This window comes from Gammaproteobacteria bacterium (genome assembly GCA_013214945.1).
Classification (GTDB): Bacteria; Pseudomonadota; Gammaproteobacteria; order Enterobacterales; family Psychrobiaceae; genus Psychrobium.
The window spans coordinates 1-19540 of the sequence record JABSRT010000026.1 but is presented as its reverse complement, the minus strand read 5'-3'; the positions used below and the strand labels follow the sequence as shown (position 1 = coordinate 19540).

Here is a 19540-nt window from a genome sequence, read left to right as displayed (position 1 = left end):
AACATTAACAAAGCGCAGTATATTTACTGCGCTTTGTTGTTATGAGTGTAAGTTGTTATGAGCGTAAAATGACCTAAACCAAGCGCTGTTATAAGCAATGTGGTTCTTATATTATTTAGGGTATTAGATCCGCCCAATTATTCATTATTATCCAAATTTAACATTAATTTTTTAGCCGCTTAATAGGTGCCGTTCATGTCCATCGTAAAATTTAATCCAGCACAATTATCAATTATTGAGCCACTAGATATCACACTTGAAGTAAGCGCTATTGACGCGTTATTTTCTCAGGCTATCAACGACCTGTCGCTTGAAGACTTACTTATTAGTTTAAAAATAGCGAACGCGTTGTATCGTGCTGGCAGCCCGGTGTTTAACGACGAAACATATGACAGCTCAATAGCTGCGCTTAAATCTCGCGAGCCTAACCACCCATACCTATCAACGATAGAGCCAGAAGCTGTAGCCGACAGTAAAACCGTTGCTTTGCCTAAAAAAATGCTTTCGACGGACAAAGCATATTCATTTGAAGAAATTAAAAAATGGACAGGTCGACTGTTAAAAGCCGCTCAAGTTGTTGGTGTTAGTGACAGTGAGGTACAAATTAGGGTAACGCCTAAGTTAGATGGCTATGCGGCATTTGATGATGGCACAAAGCTTTATACCCGCGGTGATGGTATTCGCGGCCAAGACATTACCCGCGCTTTTCGTAAGGGACTGCAAGTTGCAGAAAATGGCGCCCGAGGTTTAGGCCCTGGTGAAATCGTGATCAAGAAAAGTTATTTTGATTCGGTTTTAAGTGATAACTTTGAAAATTCAAGAAACATCCAAGCGGCGATTATTGCTGAGAAGAAAGTCGATGAGTCGGTCCAAAAAGCAATTGATGAAGGTGCCTGCGTATTTTACCCATTTTCGTTAATTGAAAATTGGACCGGGCATTTTGAACAAGTGCTGGCTGATTTCGACAATATTGTTGAGAAAATTTGGAATTCGGTAGATTACGATATTGATGGCGTGATCCTTGAAGTTACCAATGATGCGATAAAACAAGAGATGGGTGCCACCAGACATCACCACCGCTGGCAAATTGCGTTTAAAGTTAACGAAGACTCTGCCCAAGTTAAAGTGTTAAACGTGGTACCACAAACATCGCGCACCGGCAGAATATCACCAGTTGCAGAATTAGAACCGACTAAGTTAAGTGGCGCGACTATTAGCCGGGTTACCGTTCATCATTACAACATGGTCAAAACCAACAGGGTAGGGCCTGGTGCCATTGTGCAATTGGTTCGAAGTGGCTTGGTTATTCCTAAAATAGAAAAAGTGATTCAAGGCGCTGAGCCACAATTACCAACCGAGTGTCCTAGCTGTAGTTCGCACTTGATTTGGGAATCAGATCATTTAGTGTGCCCGAACAAAACCGATTGCCCAGCGCAAACCGAGAATACCTTGGTCCATTTCTTTAAAAGCCTGGGCAATAACGATGGTTTTGGTCCTAAAGTGATTGAAAAGCTTCACCAGTTCGGGATAAAGCGGATTCATGAAATCTATGAAATACAACGCCATCAATATCTAACTTATGGTTTCGGTGATAAAACTTCGCGTAACTTGGTTGAACAATTGCGTGTTAGCCGCGAGGTTGAAATAGAAGATTGGCGTTTTTTAGCAGCTTTTGGCGTGAGTCGATTGGCTGGCGGTAATTGTGAAAAGTTGCTGCAACACCACTCGCTTGTGGAACTGTTTGAGCTTTCTGTTGAACAAATGGTAACAATTGACGGTTTTGCCCAAGTGAGCGCTGAAGCGATTGTTGAAGGTTTAGCTAACGTCAGGGACGAATTTTTCAAAGTTTATGAGTTAGGTTTCAAATTAGCTGCTACCCCAAAACAGTCTGACCAAGCCAACGATGATTCACCGATCGCAGGTAAAATCGTGGTCTTTACTGGCACCATGACTAAAGGATCTAGAGGCGATATGGAAAAACAAGCCAAAGCGCTCGGTGCTAAAGTGGCAAAATCAGTGACTGGAAAAACATCATTTTTAGTGACCGGTGAAAAAGTTGGCGAAAGTAAAATTAACGCTGCGAAAGACAAGGGCGTTGAAGTGCTTAGCGAATCACAATACCTTGAGTTTATTGGTCTTTAATTTGTAATCTATAAAGGCGCTTTGGTAGCAAAGCGCCTTTATGTTAGCGTTGAAATCATGCGAACGCTTCGTTTTCTGAGCAGAAAAACTAAGAGTTATACCATTACGGCTGCTCGGCAAAATCAATCAGAGTTTGGCCAGACATCCGGTAACCAACCCATTCATCTTGTGATTTAGCACCTATCGATTGATAAAAATCACGTGACGGCTTGTTCCAATCAAGACAGCTCCATTCGAATCGACCACAGTCTTTTTCTAGCGCAATTTGTGCCATTTTTTTCAGCAGTAATTTTCCTGCCCCTTTGCCACGATGTTCTTGAGCAACATATAGATCTTCAAGATAAAGGCCAGACTTGGCGAGCCAAGTCGAGTAGTTGAAAAAGTAAATTGCGATGCCTATTGCTTGACCATCTTGTTCACAAATTAAGGCATTAATATGGCTGTCGTTAGCAAAAATAGTGTCTGAAATTGTTTTTTCGGTGGCCAATACTTCATGTTCTGCTTTTTCATAAATTGCCAGCTCACGAATGAAATTTAAAATAATAGCTGCATCTTTGGCAACTGCTTGACGAATTGAAAGTTGATTCACTTTTTGCTCCAGTTATGTTTATTGACGTTATCATAACCTTTGAATTACTATGATAACAGTGCATTATATTCATATTAAAATGAAAAGGATTCATGTGAATTTACATCAATTTGACCTAAACCTATTAATTTTGTTTGACGCTTTGTACCGAAATAGGTCTGTATCGCTAGCCGCTGATGATATTTGTATCAGCCAGTCAGCCTTTAGTCATGGCTTATCACGATTAAGAAAACGCTTAAACGATGAATTATTTGTGCGAATTAATAATGTGATGGAGCCGACGCCGCTAGCGCATCAGCTAGCGACAGCCATTGCGCCTGCACTTGGCCAGATCCATAATGGTTTAAATAACACACTTGAGTTTAACCCGGCAACCAGCGACATTGAATTTACTTTTGCTGCCACTGACTACACTCAATTTAGTTTATTACCAAAGCTTATAGGTCAGCTAACAACATTGGCACCGAACATTCGCATTACTGTTGTGCCATCTGAAGATAAAATACCCACTGAGAAACTAATTAATGGTGAGTTGGATTTTGTATTGGGCTTTAGCCATGAAATTGAAAAGTCGGCGAACATAGAATATCTAACCTGGTTAACCGACCGGTATTGCACAATCGCGCGCAAAAACCATGCTCAACTACTCAATGGTTTATCACTTGATACCTTCTTGCAGTTATCTCATGTCAGAATTTCACCCTGGGGTGAAAAAGCAGGAATTGTTGATCAAAAGCTCGCCGCACTGGGACTAAAACGAGACGTGGCGTTACAATTACCTAGCGTGATGGCCGCGCCTTATACGGTATTAAACTCAGACTTAATTCTTACTTTACCCCGACTTTTTGTCACACACATCAGTAACATGATCGACATTGACATTTTTGAGCCACCATTAGCGATCCCTGATTATCAATTAAATATTTACTGGCACAAACTAAACTCCAGCAAAGCGAGTCATCGTTGGCTACGTCATCTGATTAGCAAACTTTAAGGGATACGGACCACAACACTGTTTACGCGATCTTCTGTTTTTCGCGATAACAAACATAAAAGTACTACTTTTGATAAAAACCGGTTATAACCGATCAAGGTAAGTAAGCTAATCCCCTTGGATATCATCATCATAATAATTTATTACCGTCACTCTTGTTCTGGATCAATCTGGTTTCAGCGTTGGTCTTTCTCCTATGATAAGTTAATCAGTAATTTCTTATATTAAGGATTTGATAATAATGAGCAAAAAACATATTGGTTTCCTTTCTCCACAACCTTATATGGCGAGTGGCATCAAAGAGATGGAGCAAGACTTTAATGTCCATGCTCTAGATGTAAAATCATTACATCCAGATGATATTCAAGCTGTTGTTAATCAATGCAAAGCGCTTGGAATTAGCGCCGTTGCAGGTTATGCACAAAAAGATGCTTTCCCTCATATTCTTATCAATGAGCAGTTGGGTAATGATGTACCCTCAAGATTAGCATTTTTCTATTGCATGAATAAATATTTGATGCGGACATTAGAAAGCAACGCATTTTTCTTCGCACCGGTTGACCCGCTCACCGAGACCGATGACGAGATTTTGGCTAAAATTCCAGATGATGAATGGCCCTTCATGCTTAAAAATACTTCGCTATCGCTGGGACGCGGTATCTTTAAGATAGCCAGCCCAGACGAACTGCGTGCAACACTGAAAGCCTACCGTGAAGATGCTGCATTGCAAGAACTTATCGCAGGTCAGTATAAGTCCTATCTTAGTGGGGTTGATCCAACAACCATTCCTGCCGTTGCGCCACCATTTATCGCTGAACACATGGTCGATATGAATAGTGCCATTGAGTATTGCCTTGAAGGATATATCACCGGTGATGGTAAAATTGTAAATTACGCGCTGACAGAGGAAGTCTATTTTTCTAATCACCAGGCACTGGGCTATGTCACGCCACCCATTTCAATTAATGCCAATATGGCGACCAAAATAGAACAATGGGTTGAAGATTATATGGGCCGGCTTGCTCACTTGGGATACCGGAATCAATTCTTTAATCTTGAGTTTTGGATTATGCCAGATGGTACGATTAATTTGACCGAAATCAATCCGCGAGCAGCCCATACATTTCACTATAACTATCTATATAGCTGCAATAACTCTTTGTATGGTGATAATTTGTTATTGGCAGGTGGTGAAGAGCCTTCAGCAAATAACCCATGGCAAAAATGGCGTTCTGGCAAGCAACTACGTTACACATTGATTGTGCTTATCACTGGCAAAGAAACAGGTACAGTTTCAAACATACTCGACTACGATTATATTGCTCACTTAGAGCATCAAGAAGGCATTTTAATTCGCCATAACAGACAAAAAGACGATGTACTGACCGATGATGATATGACTGTTGCTGGCGTGATGTTATTGCAAATGTGGATTGTCGGTGACAATAAAGAAGATGTTATTAGCAAGGAGCATGAAATACGGGCTAATATTTATCGTAAAACCCAAAGCGATATAGATTACCCGCCTTATTGGTCTTTGAATGTATTAGTTTAAGCTAGCCATAGCTATGTTTTAATTCTGATTTATACTTTGTATTATCTGTGAGCCATTAAATTGAAATGTCGGCGAACATAGAATATCTAACATGGTAAAAAGACGGATATAGCACCATCACACGACAAACCATGCTCAATTATTCATTGGTTTGTCACTTGCCCCATTGTTGCAGCTAGCCTGAAGACCAATTAAATATTTACTGGCACAAACTAAACTCCAGCAAAGCGAGTCATCGTTGGCTGCGCAAATTGATTAGCCAGCTTTAAGGCAAGTAGGGGATTACTAATGAAAGTTCGCCGAAGTAGCATGGGTTTACGGCGAGTTGGTGTGCTAATAGCAATTTAGTACCGCAGCGCTAATCGAGTTGGTATAAGCTGTTATATCAACTCTAGAGTAACCAAAGGTATGTGTGACTGCTTGTAATCTTTAATTGAGTATAAATATTATCAGTATGACTATTGTTCTTGAACACAGCGCTATCAATGGATTTGATGAAACGACGCTATTGGTATTATTTCTTCATTTCAATAATACTGGGTATATAATTTTTTCGGCTGATGTTTTTATTTGTTTTATCTTGTACTAATTTTTTCATGATTTCATAACTATTTTTCCCTAATTGAGGAAAGTTAATGCTGGCAAAACCATGGACTAGTCCAGCATTGATGAGTTGACTCAGTTGATTTTTACGGCTAGAGCCTATGCCAAAGATCAGTAATGGTTTGTTATGACTTATCTGTTGGTGAAAAGGCTCAATTAATTTTTTGTAAGCCGTTATGTCAGACACCGGCCAATGACCCACTGCAATAAAAACATCCGGCTTCAATACTCTTATCGTATATTCGAGTTGATCATGTGACCTTTTTATATTATCTGACGTATACCATGGACATCGGTTAAGTTCGGTCCATTTACCTTTTTTAGTTAACCTTTGTGACTCTGTGAATTTGTTATTGTCACTAAATTCTGCGCGAGCACCTTGTATCCGTAAAGCTAGATTTTGGTCATGCATTACTGTCATAAAACAAATCGTTCCGCCTTTTGGTAATAATGTTTTTGCTATTTTGGCTAAATCTTTGCCGAATTCAATATTATCTATACCCACGTAAGCGTGGCTGAGGAACTGGTATTTTTCATTAAAGGGAGAATCAAAAGTAATAACAGGAATATTAATGTTTTGTAGGGCTCTTGCAGCAAGTTCAGAGTTCATAACTGAGATGGCAAGTGCATCATATTGTTGGCTTTTTACAGCAGATTTAATTGCTTCTTCTTGACGTCGTATTTGGGCATTTCCCTTTCCCCCTAAAAGTAAACATCTGTCGCCAAAGCGTTTAGCGGCTTTATTGCATCCTTGCCAAACATCAATAAAATTAACATCATTAATACTTTTGGCAACTAAACCAAAAGTTAAACCCTCAGCGACAGCGGAAGAATTAAAGCATAAAAAAAAATAGGCGAGCACGATCTTGTTGATGTTCATCTTGATTCCTTTGAAAAACTGGAGGCTGTAGAATCAACATATCTATGTCTTTTTAGTATAGCAGACATGGATCAGAGCAAAGTCAAAAACCATTTAATTTAGCAAAATTTTTATCAATGATTTGAAACCTGTTTGGTTTCCAAAAGTTGTGTTTTGAGTAAATATAGTGATACGTATCAATTTGTTAGTGCTTGGGTGTGTTGTCATTTTTTTTGTTGGTTACTTGGCAGATATCCCGTTACCTGATCAATTTTGACCTCAGGATGCTAAACAAAAAATTGTGCCTGATGAAACGGTTAATTATCAACTTGCGATGTTCTGATCAAGTCCAACCGGACAGTTAGGTAAAGGATTGTGAAATTTAATTGGCGACTGATCATAATTAGCTCACTACAGTAGTGCAACATTGTAATACTTCAAATATTTGGTGACATATTGACGCATATATACTCGATTCGGTTGTGGCATCTTAAATATCCAATCGTGCTTCAAACGACCAAAGGAACGTTTCACTACAGAGCAGGTTAACTCTTCGCTGGGAAACTCTAATATGGTAATAATGGAGTTGAGAATTATGATTAAAGCGCTCGGTAATTGGGACCTGAAATGGATTGAGTTACAGGTATTGCTAAACAACCTCGCTCCTCGTTATTTATGTAAGATATGCGTAGAAACATTAATCTAACTCCGCTGTCTTGAATAAGAGCCACGGTATTACTTAAGTACTGCAAACTAGCAAAGTCGAAACAAGGTTGGTGCTTGATCCTTTCGCAACAAGGTTAAGTTTGTGCGCGAAAGTTGTCCCTAACATTTGAGACACCTAGATCAATTTGTAGCACAGCATACTATTTAAAGTAGCAAAGTAATTATTAGCGAATAAAAAAGCATCAAACAGAAGTGTGGATATTCAGGTTTTTTTTGTCTTTAAGTTGAATATCTCTAACAGATATTACGATTTTTTTTAATAAATATAAAACGTATGTTTTAATCTGTTGGCACTGACCAATTAACCGGATTCGGTGATGAGCATAGCTTTGCCGGGCTTTTCAACGTTCACCGACGTTATCAATAATCTATTTTTATCACAAAAATAATTACAGTTGTAAGTCGATTTTGTTTAATTGTGACTTGTTGATATTTAAGCGCACATTCGGCGACTTTATACGCACTATTCAACCTGTTCAGTATATGTTCCTTGTATTCAATCACTTATATCTATAGAATCCGAGCGCTAGTAAATTAGCTAATGTTGGTCATTGAGGTTTCGTAATGAATTGGTTTAACTCGCTTTCTGTTCAAGTAAAAATACTTACTATTCCCGTTGTTGGTGCTCTTGGTTTTAGTGTCTATCTTCTGATTAGCATACTGTCGATGTCAAATACTGTTGACTTGCTTAAACAGGCCTATCAAATTGATTATCGTCTATTGCAGACCGCAGAGTTAGGTTTGGTTAAACTCGATAAAATTAAAGAAACATTGGCCAACGCAGCAACAATGGGTGAAGGTGAACTTATTGACAATGCAAAAGTATACAGCCAAGAAATTGAACACGCCTTTACAACAACCGCATTAGCAGATAAAGAAAATGCAATATTTTTGAACGCCTGGTTACGAGACTTTAAGCAGTATTATGTTGCGTCAAGCACCTTGTCAGCTCAAATGGTCGATGGCACGATAAATTTTGATACTTTAGCTTCGCAGGCGCAGAGAATTAGCGAGCAGTTAATCAAAATTGAGAGTAATTTAGCAACTTTCAAACATCAGCGTTATGAGGCTTTTGTCTTTGCTTTTGAGGAAGTGAATACTAATGTAGAATCGACCTCGCAAACAGGTTTAATTATCGGTATCGCGACCATTGGTCTTTTGTTCATTGTAGCAGTGCCAATCGCACGAAATACCAAGCGTAGCTTAGCTGAAATCATTGATTCAATGCGAAACATCGCGCAAGACGACGCAGATTTAACCGTGCGCCTAAAGACCAACAGCAAAGACGAAATAGGTGAGTTGGTATTCTGGTTTAATACCTTTATAGAAAAACTCCAAGGTGTTATTAAACGTGTGGTGGACACTTCTCTGCCCATTGCTAATACCGCTGAGAATATTCAACGTTTATCAAACGACACTATTATCTCTTTTACCAAGCAAAGCGAAAGTGTTATTCAATCGCGCCAATCAGTCGATGAGATGAGCCAGAGTGTTGGCGAAATCACACGTAATGCAGCAGATGCTGCGACAGCAGCGCAAAATGCTAATAAAGAAGCCGATCTCGGTAGGGAAGTTGTGTTGCAGACCGTTGCAGGCATCGAAGAACTGGCTCAAATAGTAGCTGATACCTCTGACACCATTAATCAACTGCAAGAAGATACCAATCGTGTCAACGTGGTGTTAGAAGTTATTAAAGGTATTGCTGAACAAACAAACTTGCTCGCTTTAAATGCTGCAATCGAAGCCGCGCGTGCCGGTGAACAAGGTCGAGGATTCGCGGTTGTTGCTGATGAAGTAAGAAATTTAGCGTCAAGAACCCAAGAGTCAACAGAAGAAATTAATCTTATGTTGATCCAATTACAAACAGCCGCAAGCAAAGCTGTAAGCATGATGGACAATTCACGTCAAAGCGTTGAAGCCAGTGTTAATAGCGCAAATCAAGCGGGCGAACGTTTAATGCTGATTACTGAAACCGTCAATACGATTTCAGATATGAATGGTGCTATTGCGGTTGCCACAGAAGAACAAAGTCAGGTAGCAACCATCATGGTCGGGCAAGTTGAAGATATTCAATTATGCGCGCAAGAAGCTTCAGCTGCCTCTAACGAAATAGCTAACGTTACTAATGATTTAAATATGTTAGCGTCAGAACTTGCGAAAATTACAGGCCAATTTAAAGTATAATTGAAGCTAGCAATTATACTTTTTCTGACATCACATAGTGAGCTGTTATAGCGGCTCACTATGGTTGTTGTAATACCCACCTAATTTGAACCCAGTAAATCAGAACTCTCTAGAGAAAAACTTCCCAGAACTGAACTCACAAGATAATAGCTACCAAGTTTAGTGCATTGTTTTAATCGACGAAATGACGGTTAAATTTCGCGTGACTTCGGTGCTGTTATTTTTAATTTCGATATGTAGTTTAGTCAATACAGTAATAATTCAAATATATGTTTAATATAGTTGTTTAAAACGTCATTATTCGCTTTGTTTATTAATTGTAAAAAGATATACTATTAACAGTAAGCTACTGTAATTATTAAAGTAAACTACCATTTACTTTTGCTGATCATCCTTTTAATCGGCGCGATAATTATTTGTTTTACTCGATATTGCATCTCAATATACACGGATAATGATGCAGCTCAGCGTTTATGAGCACGACTTTTCATGGAAGATCTAAGTTTTAATTTCAATTATTAAATTTTTTACAACGGAAAACATACATGAAAATAACATTCAAAAAGCTAGCAGCTTTGTCGGTTGCTACTTGTCTTAGCACTACTGCTCATGCAGAGATCCAGTGGAACGGTTTTGCATCAATTGTTGCCGGACAAACAACCTCAAGTGGTGACACTTTAAATGGTTACGACGACTCAATTAGCCTAGAGCAAGGTTCTTTCTTTGCGCTGCAAGCGAGTAATGATTTGGGTGACGGACTAAGCGTTACCGCACAAATTTTGGCCCGCGGAGAGAACGATTGGGATCCTGAATTTGAATGGGCTTACCTGAGCTATGCTATAAACGATCAGTTAAACATTAAAGTAGGTCGTCAGCGTGCACCGTTTTACATGTTCTCAGATTATCTTGATGTATCATATGCTTACCCATGGATCAGCCCGCCAAAAGGTGTTTACAATGTGCCTTTTTCAAAGTTAGATGCGATATCTGCCACCTATACATCTACCTTGGGTGAGTTTGATGTATCAACTCAGCTAATTTACGGTAACTACGACGGTGATGTCACAACTGACGACGGTACTTTCAACGTGGAAACCAATAATCTTGGCGGATTTTCAGTGACAGTAACCCGTGATTGGTTAACGTTGCGCGGTGCATATTTTGTTGCTAGCGATACCAACGTAATGCATCCTGTACTTGCCGGAACCGCTGCTTCATGGAGCAGCGCTGGTTACCACGATGTTGCTAGTCAATTGCTTGTCGCTGAAGACGAAGCGGTTTTCGCTGAGCTTGGCTTACAAATTGACTATAACGATTACATCGTTATTGCCGAATATGCCAGTTTAGAAATTAAAAACAGCTATCGCGCTAAAGAAGCTTCTTATTACGTGACTTTAGGTAAGCGGTTCGACGATGTTTTAGTCCATGTTACCTATGGTAAAGATGACGATGAAAGTCGCGTAATAACCAATGATGTTGCTAGTGGTAATCTTCAAATCGATGCATTAAAAGCTGGAACAGATGCCTTTATGCGTACTCAGGAAGATGACAGTAGCTACGTTACTTTAGGTCTTCGTTGGGACTTCCACAGCTCTGCAGCACTGAAATTTGAATACACAGATTATTCAAACGATATCAACGCTGCTAGTGATGCGAACTTATTTCGTATGGCTTTCGTAACTGTTTTTTAGGAGTAGACAATGAAAAGTATATTATTAATCCTTGCTGCTACGGCTTTATTTAATAGTACTGTTGCGCAGGCTGAAGTAGCTGTAATCGTTAATAAAGCCAATGCTAGTGCCATTACGACTAGTGATGCTTCACGGATATTCCTAGGTAAAATTAAAAGCTTTGCCAACGGCAACAAAATTGTGCCAGTGAATTTACCAGCATCTAGTCCGGCTCGTAGTGAATTTGAACAAAAAGCACTTAAAAAGAGTGCTAGCCAGCTTAAGGCTTTTTGGTCTAAACAAATCTTTACTGGCAAAGGTAAGCCGCCAAAAGATTTAGGTTCAGAGACTGACGTTATTAACTTTGTCGCCAATAATGCCAATGGAATTGGTTATGTTGATGCCGCACAAGTGACTGACTCTGTGAAAGTAATCGCTACATTTTAAATTTTGCTAGCCATTACATAAAATTAAAGGCATGCAACAATATTGTTGCATGCCTCTTTATAGCAATTATTTTATCGATTCATATTTACAAAAATTCATACAGCCTTTCATCTCATTGGTCAATTGACCCTATGTCAGCTCGTAATAAGTTCGACTCGTTAGCGGGCTACTGTAATCTATCAAGCGAGGCTGTTACTCCCGACATCCCTTGGTTAATCTTGACAAAAATACCATCCACTTGAGAGACAAGATCCTTACCCAACTGAGCTTTTTCTTGCGTTTCGATAATATTTTTAGACAGGGCTGATGATAACTCGGAATTATTTTTAACGACATCGGCTATTTCAGTGGTTGAACTGGTGGTTCTGGCGGCTAATAGCCTTACTTCGTCAGCGACAACAGCAAAGCCTCGTCCTTGTTCTCCCGCTCTTGCTGCTTCTATTGCCGCATTTAAAGCCAGCAAATTGGTTTGGTCTGCGATAGATGAGATTGTGCTGACAATATTACTTATTTTATCTGATTGCTCACGAATAGCTGAAATATCCCTTGCAACGACTTCGACATTTTTAGTGATTTCATCCATGATCGAAACACTTTTCACTAACACCTCTTTGCCTTCTTTTGATACCTGCTCAGTGGCTTCTACCGTAGTGTGCACGGCAACTGATGCTGTTTTTATATCATTGACCCTTTGGGTTACATCAGTGGCAAATTTGACAATTCGAATCAGTTTTCCAGCTTCATCTCTGATAGGGTTATAGCTTGCTTCTAGCCATAATATGTTATCTTGGCAATCTTTACGCTCAAATAAACCTTGAACAAATTCGCCATTATTTAACTGGGTCCAAAACGTTGAATACTCTCTACTCGCTACAAGTTCACTAGGGCAAAACATTTTATGATGATTGCCTGCTATATCACACAGACTATAGCCTGTAGCGGCTAAAAAGTTTTCGTTTGCATCAATTATTGTACCATCGAGCTCAAAAGAAATGATGGCGGTTGAGCGATCAAGCGCGCTAAGAATACCTTTTTTAATATTCGATTCTATGACGAATTCAGTGATATCACTGGCAATTTTCACCACTGATTCGATGTGGCCATTGACATCTTTAACCGCGTTATAACTTGCTTCTAGCCAGATGGGGGTACCCTGTTTAGTAAATCGTAAAAACTGATCACTAACTGACTCTCCCGAGGCTAGCTGCTGCCAAAAAATCTCGTATTCACTTGATTTTGTGTATGTTTTATCACAAAAGATACGGTGATGTTTTCCCTTAATTTCATCAAGCGTATAATCTACAGCATTTAAAAAATTTAGATTTGCATCTATGATTGTGCCTTGCGGTGTAAACTCGATAAAGGCAACTGATTTTTTTAAACTATCTAAAATTCGCTGAGACTTGTTTGCTGCAAGCTGTTCTTGCGTAGGCGCTATATCAACAACCTTCCTATTAAAAATTAACCCCATGTAACTACTTCCTTATAGTTAAATTTAGAACCGGCACAAATATTTTATTTAACCTGAGTTATGGCTAAGAGTTTTATAACTCCTTTATCCGCTACTCAATTATTTATATTGATTACTTTAATTTAGAGTATCACATATATATCAAATGAATAGATCAATTTCTGCTGAATTTTTAAACAAAATCAAGCGTACGTTAATCACCATGTGCAGCAGTAAGAGACAGAGTAAAACTAGCCATATTGTGATTAATAAGCCCAAATATAGCGATACTCTTGCGGTCTATTTCGGAATGTATTTAAAGTACTCATCGAGTATCTAAAAGGGGAAGGGGTTAAATTACCCAATAATATTGGGCAATTTGTACTTTATTTTATAACTGATGTTATTCTTTTGCTTTTTTTCGGTCGATACAGCCTAAATCTTTGTCGGGCACAATTGCATCTCTAACACATTGTTTTAATTCGGTGATCTCAGGGAAACGGCCCATTTCTTTACGTGACCAAATGATATTACCATTGGCAATAATTTCGAAAATGCCACCTTGACCTGGCAGCAGCGATAATTCATCAATATCGCCCTCGAAAGTCGTCAGGATCTCTTGAGCCATCCAACTTGAGCGCAATAACCAACGGCATTTCGAGCAATACTTAATTTCAATCTTATTCATAATTGTTGTAAAACCTCTACTGATCCACCCAACTAGCGGCAAGATGGGCCATGTAGTATAGGATATTGTGATATTTAATTAGGGTAAAAAATTGTTGGTTAAAGCGTGTTGGTATCTTCCAATGTTCTGGGCAAAAGCGATACCACCATTTGTCGCATTCACATTTTCAAAATATGAGTTGAAACCAAAGGATAACTACCTTGAAAAACACCGCTAATCATAACCGTCCATTTTAATATGCGAAGACCATAATTGAAATTGAATAATCTTTCAATCGTTTAGTTATATTGAATGAGTATTATTAATATTGAATTGACAGGTTTATCAAACAAGTTTGTTAAATCAACCGATATCGCATTTCTAGTTAAATATTATCCTATAAATCTGATGATTTTTGCTCTTGAGTCCGTTCATTCTCCTTGATCATATTAAAAAACCCTACTGTGATTGCTCTTAAGGTTGTCCTACTTTTTTCCTTTGTAATGCAGTGCAGTGGATTGTATGTTTTTATCGCCTAAATAATAGTTGCAACGCGCATCATGAATAAAATAGTAATAGTGGCCATATGTTATCTAGATTTTGTTGTGAGAAAAGTAAAGGTTAAGCTACTCAATTATTCAATAAAGTACCTGACTGCCATATCAACATGTAGGTTTGTTCGTGGCTTTCGTTTGGGAGACAGTAGGCAGGAATAGTTATCTTTTAAAGTTGTAATTCAAGCTGGTAAGTAAAAACTATGCTTTTTTTATCCATGAATATATGTGGAAAATGCAGTGGCAGCTCACCAAAGGCAGTCTATACTTACTAGCAATATTAGAAGGGTAATACTTAGTTCGTACTATCAACTTGTTATATAAGTATGCACTATTCACTTGTCATATTGCCCGTGAATAGGAGGGCATAATGAACACTCTATCAATTGTCAAACAGCTGTGTACAGCAGGGGGAGCGGTAATTCTGTTGCTTTTCTCAGTGCCGACTCTAGCCGAAAACGACATCAACATCGACAAACCTAACGTAGCTGTAAAAACCAGTGGTTGCATTCTCGGAGGATCGGGAATGGTCATGCATTTAGATCCGCAAACCGGTCGACCTACCTCAGTGCCATCAGCAGAGCAATCTAATGCATGGGCCGCGTTACACTCCGCCCAAGCAAACCGATCAACCACAGGGCTGGTACAACAAAGAGGGCCAACAGGTGGGGTAAGTGTCAATTTACGCCGTCGCTTTCGCAGTCCATTGGTTGCAGTGGTCAATAAAAATGGCAGCGTCAGCACCGAACACTTAAATTGTGGCCGCTCAGCTGCCGTTATTGGGCAAGGGGGGTAGCAGCATGTGTATTCGTTATTTTAAGCAGATTACTTTGCTAGGCATACTGCTTGTCTTTTTGTCACTGATGACAGCGTTTGCTGCAAACATCGTGATTGTGAATGCCGATGGTGCCGGTGAAGGGTTTAACGATCCCACGATAGCGACACCTATTGGTGGCAACACAGGTACAACACTAGGTGCCCAGCGACTTGAGGTTTTTCGTTATGCAGCCCAGATTTGGGGAGCATATTTAGAGAGTGAGGTCGTAATAGAGGTAGAGGCTCAGTTTGATCCACTTTCTTGTAATTCAAGCTCCGCTGTACTGGGCTCTGCGGGAGCCACCACGGTTCATCGAAACTTCATTAATGCACCGCTCAGCGATACATGGTACCCACAAGCGTTAGCTAATGCTCTGGCTGGTAGCGACTTACAACCAACGGTTCCAGATTTGGGTGCAACGTTCAATAGCAGCATCGACAATAATAATACGTGTCTGCTGGGCACCAGCTGGTATCTGGGGCTTGACGGCGATAACGGAGGCGATATCGATTTGGCCGATGTTGTCATCCATGAGATTGGACACGGCTTGGGGTTTGCATCCTATGTCGATGAACTAACAGGTAAACGCTTCTTTAGTATGATCGACATTTATTCAGCGAATCTAGAAGACCACTCCGAATCATTAACTTGGGATCTAATGACCGACGCACAGCGCCATACCTCAGCCATCGATACCGGAGACCTACATTTTATTGGTGGTAATGTCGATGCTGCAGTGGGTCATGCGCCGATGTATGCGCCAAACTCGGTCGAGCAGGGGTCTTCCGTTTCACATTGGAGCACCTCTTTTACACCAAATCAGCTCATGGAGCCGTTTATTACTAACCCACCGATCCATGATCCGGGATTAGCATTTGAATTAATGCTCGATATTGGTTGGTTGGCTGATATAGGCAATAACCTGCCAGCAGTAAATATTAGTTCACCTATTAATGGCGATACATTTGTAGCGGGCAGCGCTGTCAACTTAAACGGCTCTGCCTCTGATATAGAAGACGGTAACCTAGATGACTCAATCAATTGGAGTTCTAATCTTGATGGATCTTTGGGGGCAGGTAACTCGCTGGTTGTAGTATTTAACACCGTAGGGGAGCATACGATCAGTGCCAATGTCAGCGATGCTGATTCAGGCTCTGCCACGGCAGAAGTGCTTATTGAAATAACACCAGCAGCATCGGTTATCCCAAATCCACCAACAGATGTAACAGCGATAATGGGGGAAACATGGCCACAAGTAAGCTGGACGACTAACAGTAATGAAGCGAGCTTTTCAATATGGCGAGATTCGCCGCATAAGAAACGGGCAGGAATGTTTGTCGGAGGCACGGAAATAGGGACGGTTGAAGCTGTTACCAGCTTTAACGATATTACGGGCGATGCCGGCACCTTCCGCTATTGTGTACGTGCTCACAATAGTGCGGGTTCATCGGACTGGATCTGTTCGACCACAACTGTTGTTGTGGCAAGTGATAGCACTGGCGGTGGTGGAAATACAGGTGGCGGCGGAGGAAATTTTTGTGATGCCCATCCTAACCATAAACGGTGTTGATAATGGACGACTCAAATTTGAAAGTCGTTATTAGAAAAACTTGATAGTTAACGGAGCGTCCCGCAGAGATAGCGAGACGCTTGTTCAAGATTAAATTTAGGACACTCACAAATATACACTTAATATATGAATCTTAAATAGGTAGATCGTAATTGATTTAGTGCAATGCTATTTGTGCGTGTTTTACCGTTATTCACTATCAATCAAGATACTTGTCAGTGTTGTGGTCAACTAAATTTGGCCACAGTTTAAGAGGCTTTCTTAAATAATCTTTCAGCCTCGTTTGGACTAATTCCTTCGTTATGCCGGTGTGGCCTAACTTGGCTATAGTAGCCCATGATATAATTCGTTATTGCATGATCTGCTTGGGTAAAATCTTTATAACCTACTTTGGGCACCCATTCCGTCTTTAAGCTTCTAAAGAATCGCTCCATTGGGGCATTATCCCAGCAGTTTCCCCGACGACTCATACTTTGCTTCATTTGGCAGCGCCATATGGTTTGACGGAACTTTTTACTGGTGTAATGCATACCTTGATCTGAGTGGAACATTACTCCCTTTGGGCGTTTTCTTACTTCATAAGCCATCTCTAATGCACTTGCTGTTAACTTACTATCTGGCGATAACGAGAATGCCCAACCTACTGGTTTGCGGGCGTATAAATCCATAACCACAGCTAAATATGCCCAGCGAGTTCCTATCCAGATGTAGGTGACATCGCCACACCAAACTTCATTAGGTCTGCTCACATTGAATTGACGCTTAAGTAAGTTCGGTACGGCCAAATGCTCATTGTTCGCCTTTTTGTACTTCGGCTTAGAAGGCTGACAACTAACTAAATCCAACTTTTTCATTACCTTACGAGCTCGGTATCGACTCAGCGAGATACCGTCATTATTGAGTATGCCAGCTATCGAGCGAGAGCCTGCTGAGCCACCACTCATGTTAAACGCAGCACGTACTTCACTCTCTAATTTAATCATTGCAAAGGATGGTCGTTGTGGCTTAAGATTTTGATACTTATAGCTACTTCGATGAATATCAAACACTTCGCAGAGTAATTTAACGGTATGGCTCTCTTTCAACCGACTGACTAATAAGGTTTTCTCATCGAGTCCGACATCAAGAGAGCGGTAGCCTTTTTTAGTATTTCTTTCTCTTCCTCGATGCGGCGTATCCGTTTTTCAAGTTCACGGATCTTAAGCTTATCTTCTGTTAAAGGTGTGGCTGTTGGTGAACCGCCATCACGCTCTAGCTTTAGCTGTCTTGCCCATTTATCGACAGTGGATTTACCAACATTCATCGCATCGGCCGCTTCACGAACGGAGTAGCCCTTATCAACAACTAACTGTGCTACTTCCAAACGAAATTCTGGTTTGAAATGTGGCTTTCTTGCTCGACTCATAATGTCACCTAAATTAATATGAGGTGAGTATATCACCTCTAGTTAGGTGGCCAAATTCACTGTACCACTACAATGTACTATGCTTGTCACCTGCAATTGGTAGGAGATAAATATCATGACAAGAGCCAGAGACAGTTTAATTGATTTGTCAGCCACGCCTTATTACCACGTAATATCTCGTTGTGTTCGCCGTGCTTATTTGTGCGGTGACGATAAACTCACAGGTAAAAACTTCAATCACCGCCGTCAGTGGTTAATCGACCGAGTTAAGCTACTTTCTAGCGTCTTTTCAATCGATATTGCAGCGTATGCCATCATGAGCAACCATTATCATCTGGTGCTACGTGTAAACCGTGAAGCAGCACTGGCTTGGTCAACGGATGAGGTGATTGAGCGCTGGTACCGACTGTATCATGGCAACCCGATGGTTGATTTGTACCTTCGCGGTCAAATAGAAGATGAATGTCGATTACAACGTATTGAAGAATATGCTGAGCAGTGGCGGCAGCGGTTATATGACATTAGCTGGTTTATGCGCAACCTAAATGAAACGATAGCGCGTGAGGCTAACAAGGAAGATAAATGCAAAGGACGTTACTGGGAAGGGCGCTTCAAATCACAAGCACTGCTTGATGAAACCGCGATACTCAGCTGCATGATGTACGTTGATTTAAACCCAGTAAGAGCAAAAATGTGTGATGATTTAGAACACAGTGATTACACTTCCATTCAAGAACGCATTACCACTTATCAAGAACATCAATCAAACCAGAACAAAACCGCACAAGACAAGCAACCGCCAGCATTACTCCCCTTTGGTTTATCACAAGACAGACATGCAATAGCATTTTCGCTGGTGGATTATCTCGAACTCGCTGATTGGAGCGGTCGTGCTATTCATCCTCAAAAGCGCGGCTACATTGGTAGTTCGACTCCTAAGTTAATTGAAACACTGGGCATTAGTGAAGATGACTGGATAGAGGTAATAAAGAACTTCAGGCGTCACTACGGTAACTTTGCTGGCAGTGAACAAAGCTTGCGACGTTGTGCAAATGACCATCACCACCGCTGGTATAAAGGTGTAGGCTGATTTTAGAAAAAATAACAATTACCTTCAGTAACTTAACGAGTCTTACTGATGGCTTATTACGTCAAATTTTCAAATTCTCTGTAAATTCCCCGAAAAACTAATTTTTTTGCACTACAAATAGTGTGAAATGGATTCCTAGATTAAATAATAGGGGGCTTTCTCGTTAATACATCGCCGTCTAAATTTATTGAGTGTCCTTTATTGTTTTCTTTGGTAAG

The 19540-nt window shown here is 40.2% G+C and carries 14 protein-coding genes; 9 read left to right on the top strand and 5 right to left on the bottom strand.

Translation table 11 applies throughout. The annotated features are described in order from the left end of the window. The first annotated feature begins 195 nt into the window (after positions 1-195). Positions 196-2142: a DNA ligase gene (locus HRU23_17275; protein NRA55892.1), complete on the top strand. Its 1947-nt coding sequence runs from the start codon at positions 196-198 to the stop codon at positions 2140-2142. Positions 2143-2245: 103 nt separating this feature from the next. Here HRU23_17275 and HRU23_17270 read toward each other — a convergent pair whose 3' ends face one another. Then, positions 2246-2731, bottom strand: coding sequence for a GNAT family N-acetyltransferase (locus tag HRU23_17270; protein ID NRA55891.1), 486 nt, complete (start codon positions 2729-2731; stop codon positions 2246-2248). Positions 2732-2825: 94 nt separating this feature from the next. Between HRU23_17270 and HRU23_17265 the strand changes: the two genes are divergently transcribed. Then, positions 2826-3725, top strand: a complete 900-nt coding sequence (locus HRU23_17265; protein NRA55890.1) for a LysR family transcriptional regulator — start codon at positions 2826-2828, stop codon at positions 3723-3725. Between the two features lie 241 nt (positions 3726-3966). Then, positions 3967-5280 carry a hypothetical protein gene (locus HRU23_17260; GenBank protein ID NRA55889.1) on the top strand — a complete coding sequence of 438 codons (1314 nt, stop codon included), beginning with the start codon at positions 3967-3969 and terminating at the stop codon, positions 5278-5280. A 514-nt stretch (positions 5281-5794) separates the two neighbouring features. Here the strand turns inward: HRU23_17260 and HRU23_17255 are convergent. Beyond that, positions 5795-6763 carry a substrate-binding domain-containing protein gene (locus HRU23_17255; GenBank protein ID NRA55888.1) on the bottom strand — a complete coding sequence of 323 codons (969 nt, stop codon included), beginning with the start codon at positions 6761-6763 and terminating at the stop codon, positions 5795-5797. A gap of 1269 nt (positions 6764-8032) precedes the next feature. On the opposite strand from HRU23_17255, the gene HRU23_17250 reads away from it, so the two are divergent. The 3 genes from HRU23_17250 to HRU23_17240 all read left to right on the top strand — a co-directional run bounded on the left by HRU23_17250 (position 8033) and on the right by HRU23_17240 (position 11769). Continuing rightward, on the top strand, positions 8033-9652 hold the full coding sequence (locus HRU23_17250) for a methyl-accepting chemotaxis protein (GenBank protein NRA55887.1): 1620 nt from the start codon (positions 8033-8035) through the stop codon (positions 9650-9652). Positions 9653-10197: 545 nt separating this feature from the next. Beyond that, complete coding sequence (locus HRU23_17245) at positions 10198-11343, top strand: hypothetical protein (GenBank protein ID NRA55886.1); 1146 nt, start codon at positions 10198-10200, stop codon at positions 11341-11343. A gap of 9 nt (positions 11344-11352) precedes the next feature. Then, positions 11353-11769: a phosphate ABC transporter substrate-binding protein gene (locus tag HRU23_17240; protein ID NRA55885.1), complete on the top strand. Its 417-nt coding sequence runs from the start codon at positions 11353-11355 to the stop codon at positions 11767-11769. A 166-nt stretch (positions 11770-11935) separates the two neighbouring features. Here HRU23_17240 and HRU23_17235 read toward each other — a convergent pair whose 3' ends face one another. Together HRU23_17235 and HRU23_17230 are read right to left on the bottom strand one after the other, a co-directional pair. Beyond that, positions 11936-13240, bottom strand: coding sequence for a PAS domain-containing methyl-accepting chemotaxis protein (locus HRU23_17235; protein ID NRA55884.1), 1305 nt, complete (start codon positions 13238-13240; stop codon positions 11936-11938). A gap of 382 nt (positions 13241-13622) precedes the next feature. Beyond that, positions 13623-13910 carry a SelT/SelW/SelH family protein gene (locus tag HRU23_17230; GenBank protein NRA55883.1) on the bottom strand — a complete coding sequence of 96 codons (288 nt, stop codon included), beginning with the start codon at positions 13908-13910 and terminating at the stop codon, positions 13623-13625. Between the two features lie 900 nt (positions 13911-14810). Here HRU23_17230 and HRU23_17225 point away from each other — a divergent pair. Continuing rightward, positions 14811-15236: a hypothetical protein gene (locus tag HRU23_17225; GenBank protein ID NRA55882.1), complete on the top strand. Its 426-nt coding sequence runs from the start codon at positions 14811-14813 to the stop codon at positions 15234-15236. 4 nt (positions 15237-15240) lie between these two features. After that, the gene (locus tag HRU23_17220) at positions 15241-16827 is read left to right on the top strand and encodes a hypothetical protein (protein NRA55881.1); all 1587 of its coding nucleotides are present in this window, start codon (positions 15241-15243) and stop codon (positions 16825-16827) included. Between the two features lie 248 nt (positions 16828-17075). On the opposite strand, the gene HRU23_17215 is transcribed toward HRU23_17220, so the two are convergent. Continuing rightward, positions 17076-18232 (bottom strand): IS3 family transposase gene (locus HRU23_17215; protein NRA55880.1). Its coding sequence is split into 2 segments (ribosomal slippage): positions 17076-17974 and positions 17974-18232, totalling 1158 coding nucleotides; the frame shifts between segments, so codons are not numbered across the junction. Between the two features lie 115 nt (positions 18233-18347). Here HRU23_17215 and HRU23_17210 point away from each other — a divergent pair. Beyond that, on the top strand, positions 18348-19322 hold the full coding sequence (locus HRU23_17210) for a transposase (GenBank protein ID NRA55879.1): 975 nt from the start codon (positions 18348-18350) through the stop codon (positions 19320-19322). Positions 19323-19540: the final 218 nt, after the last annotated feature.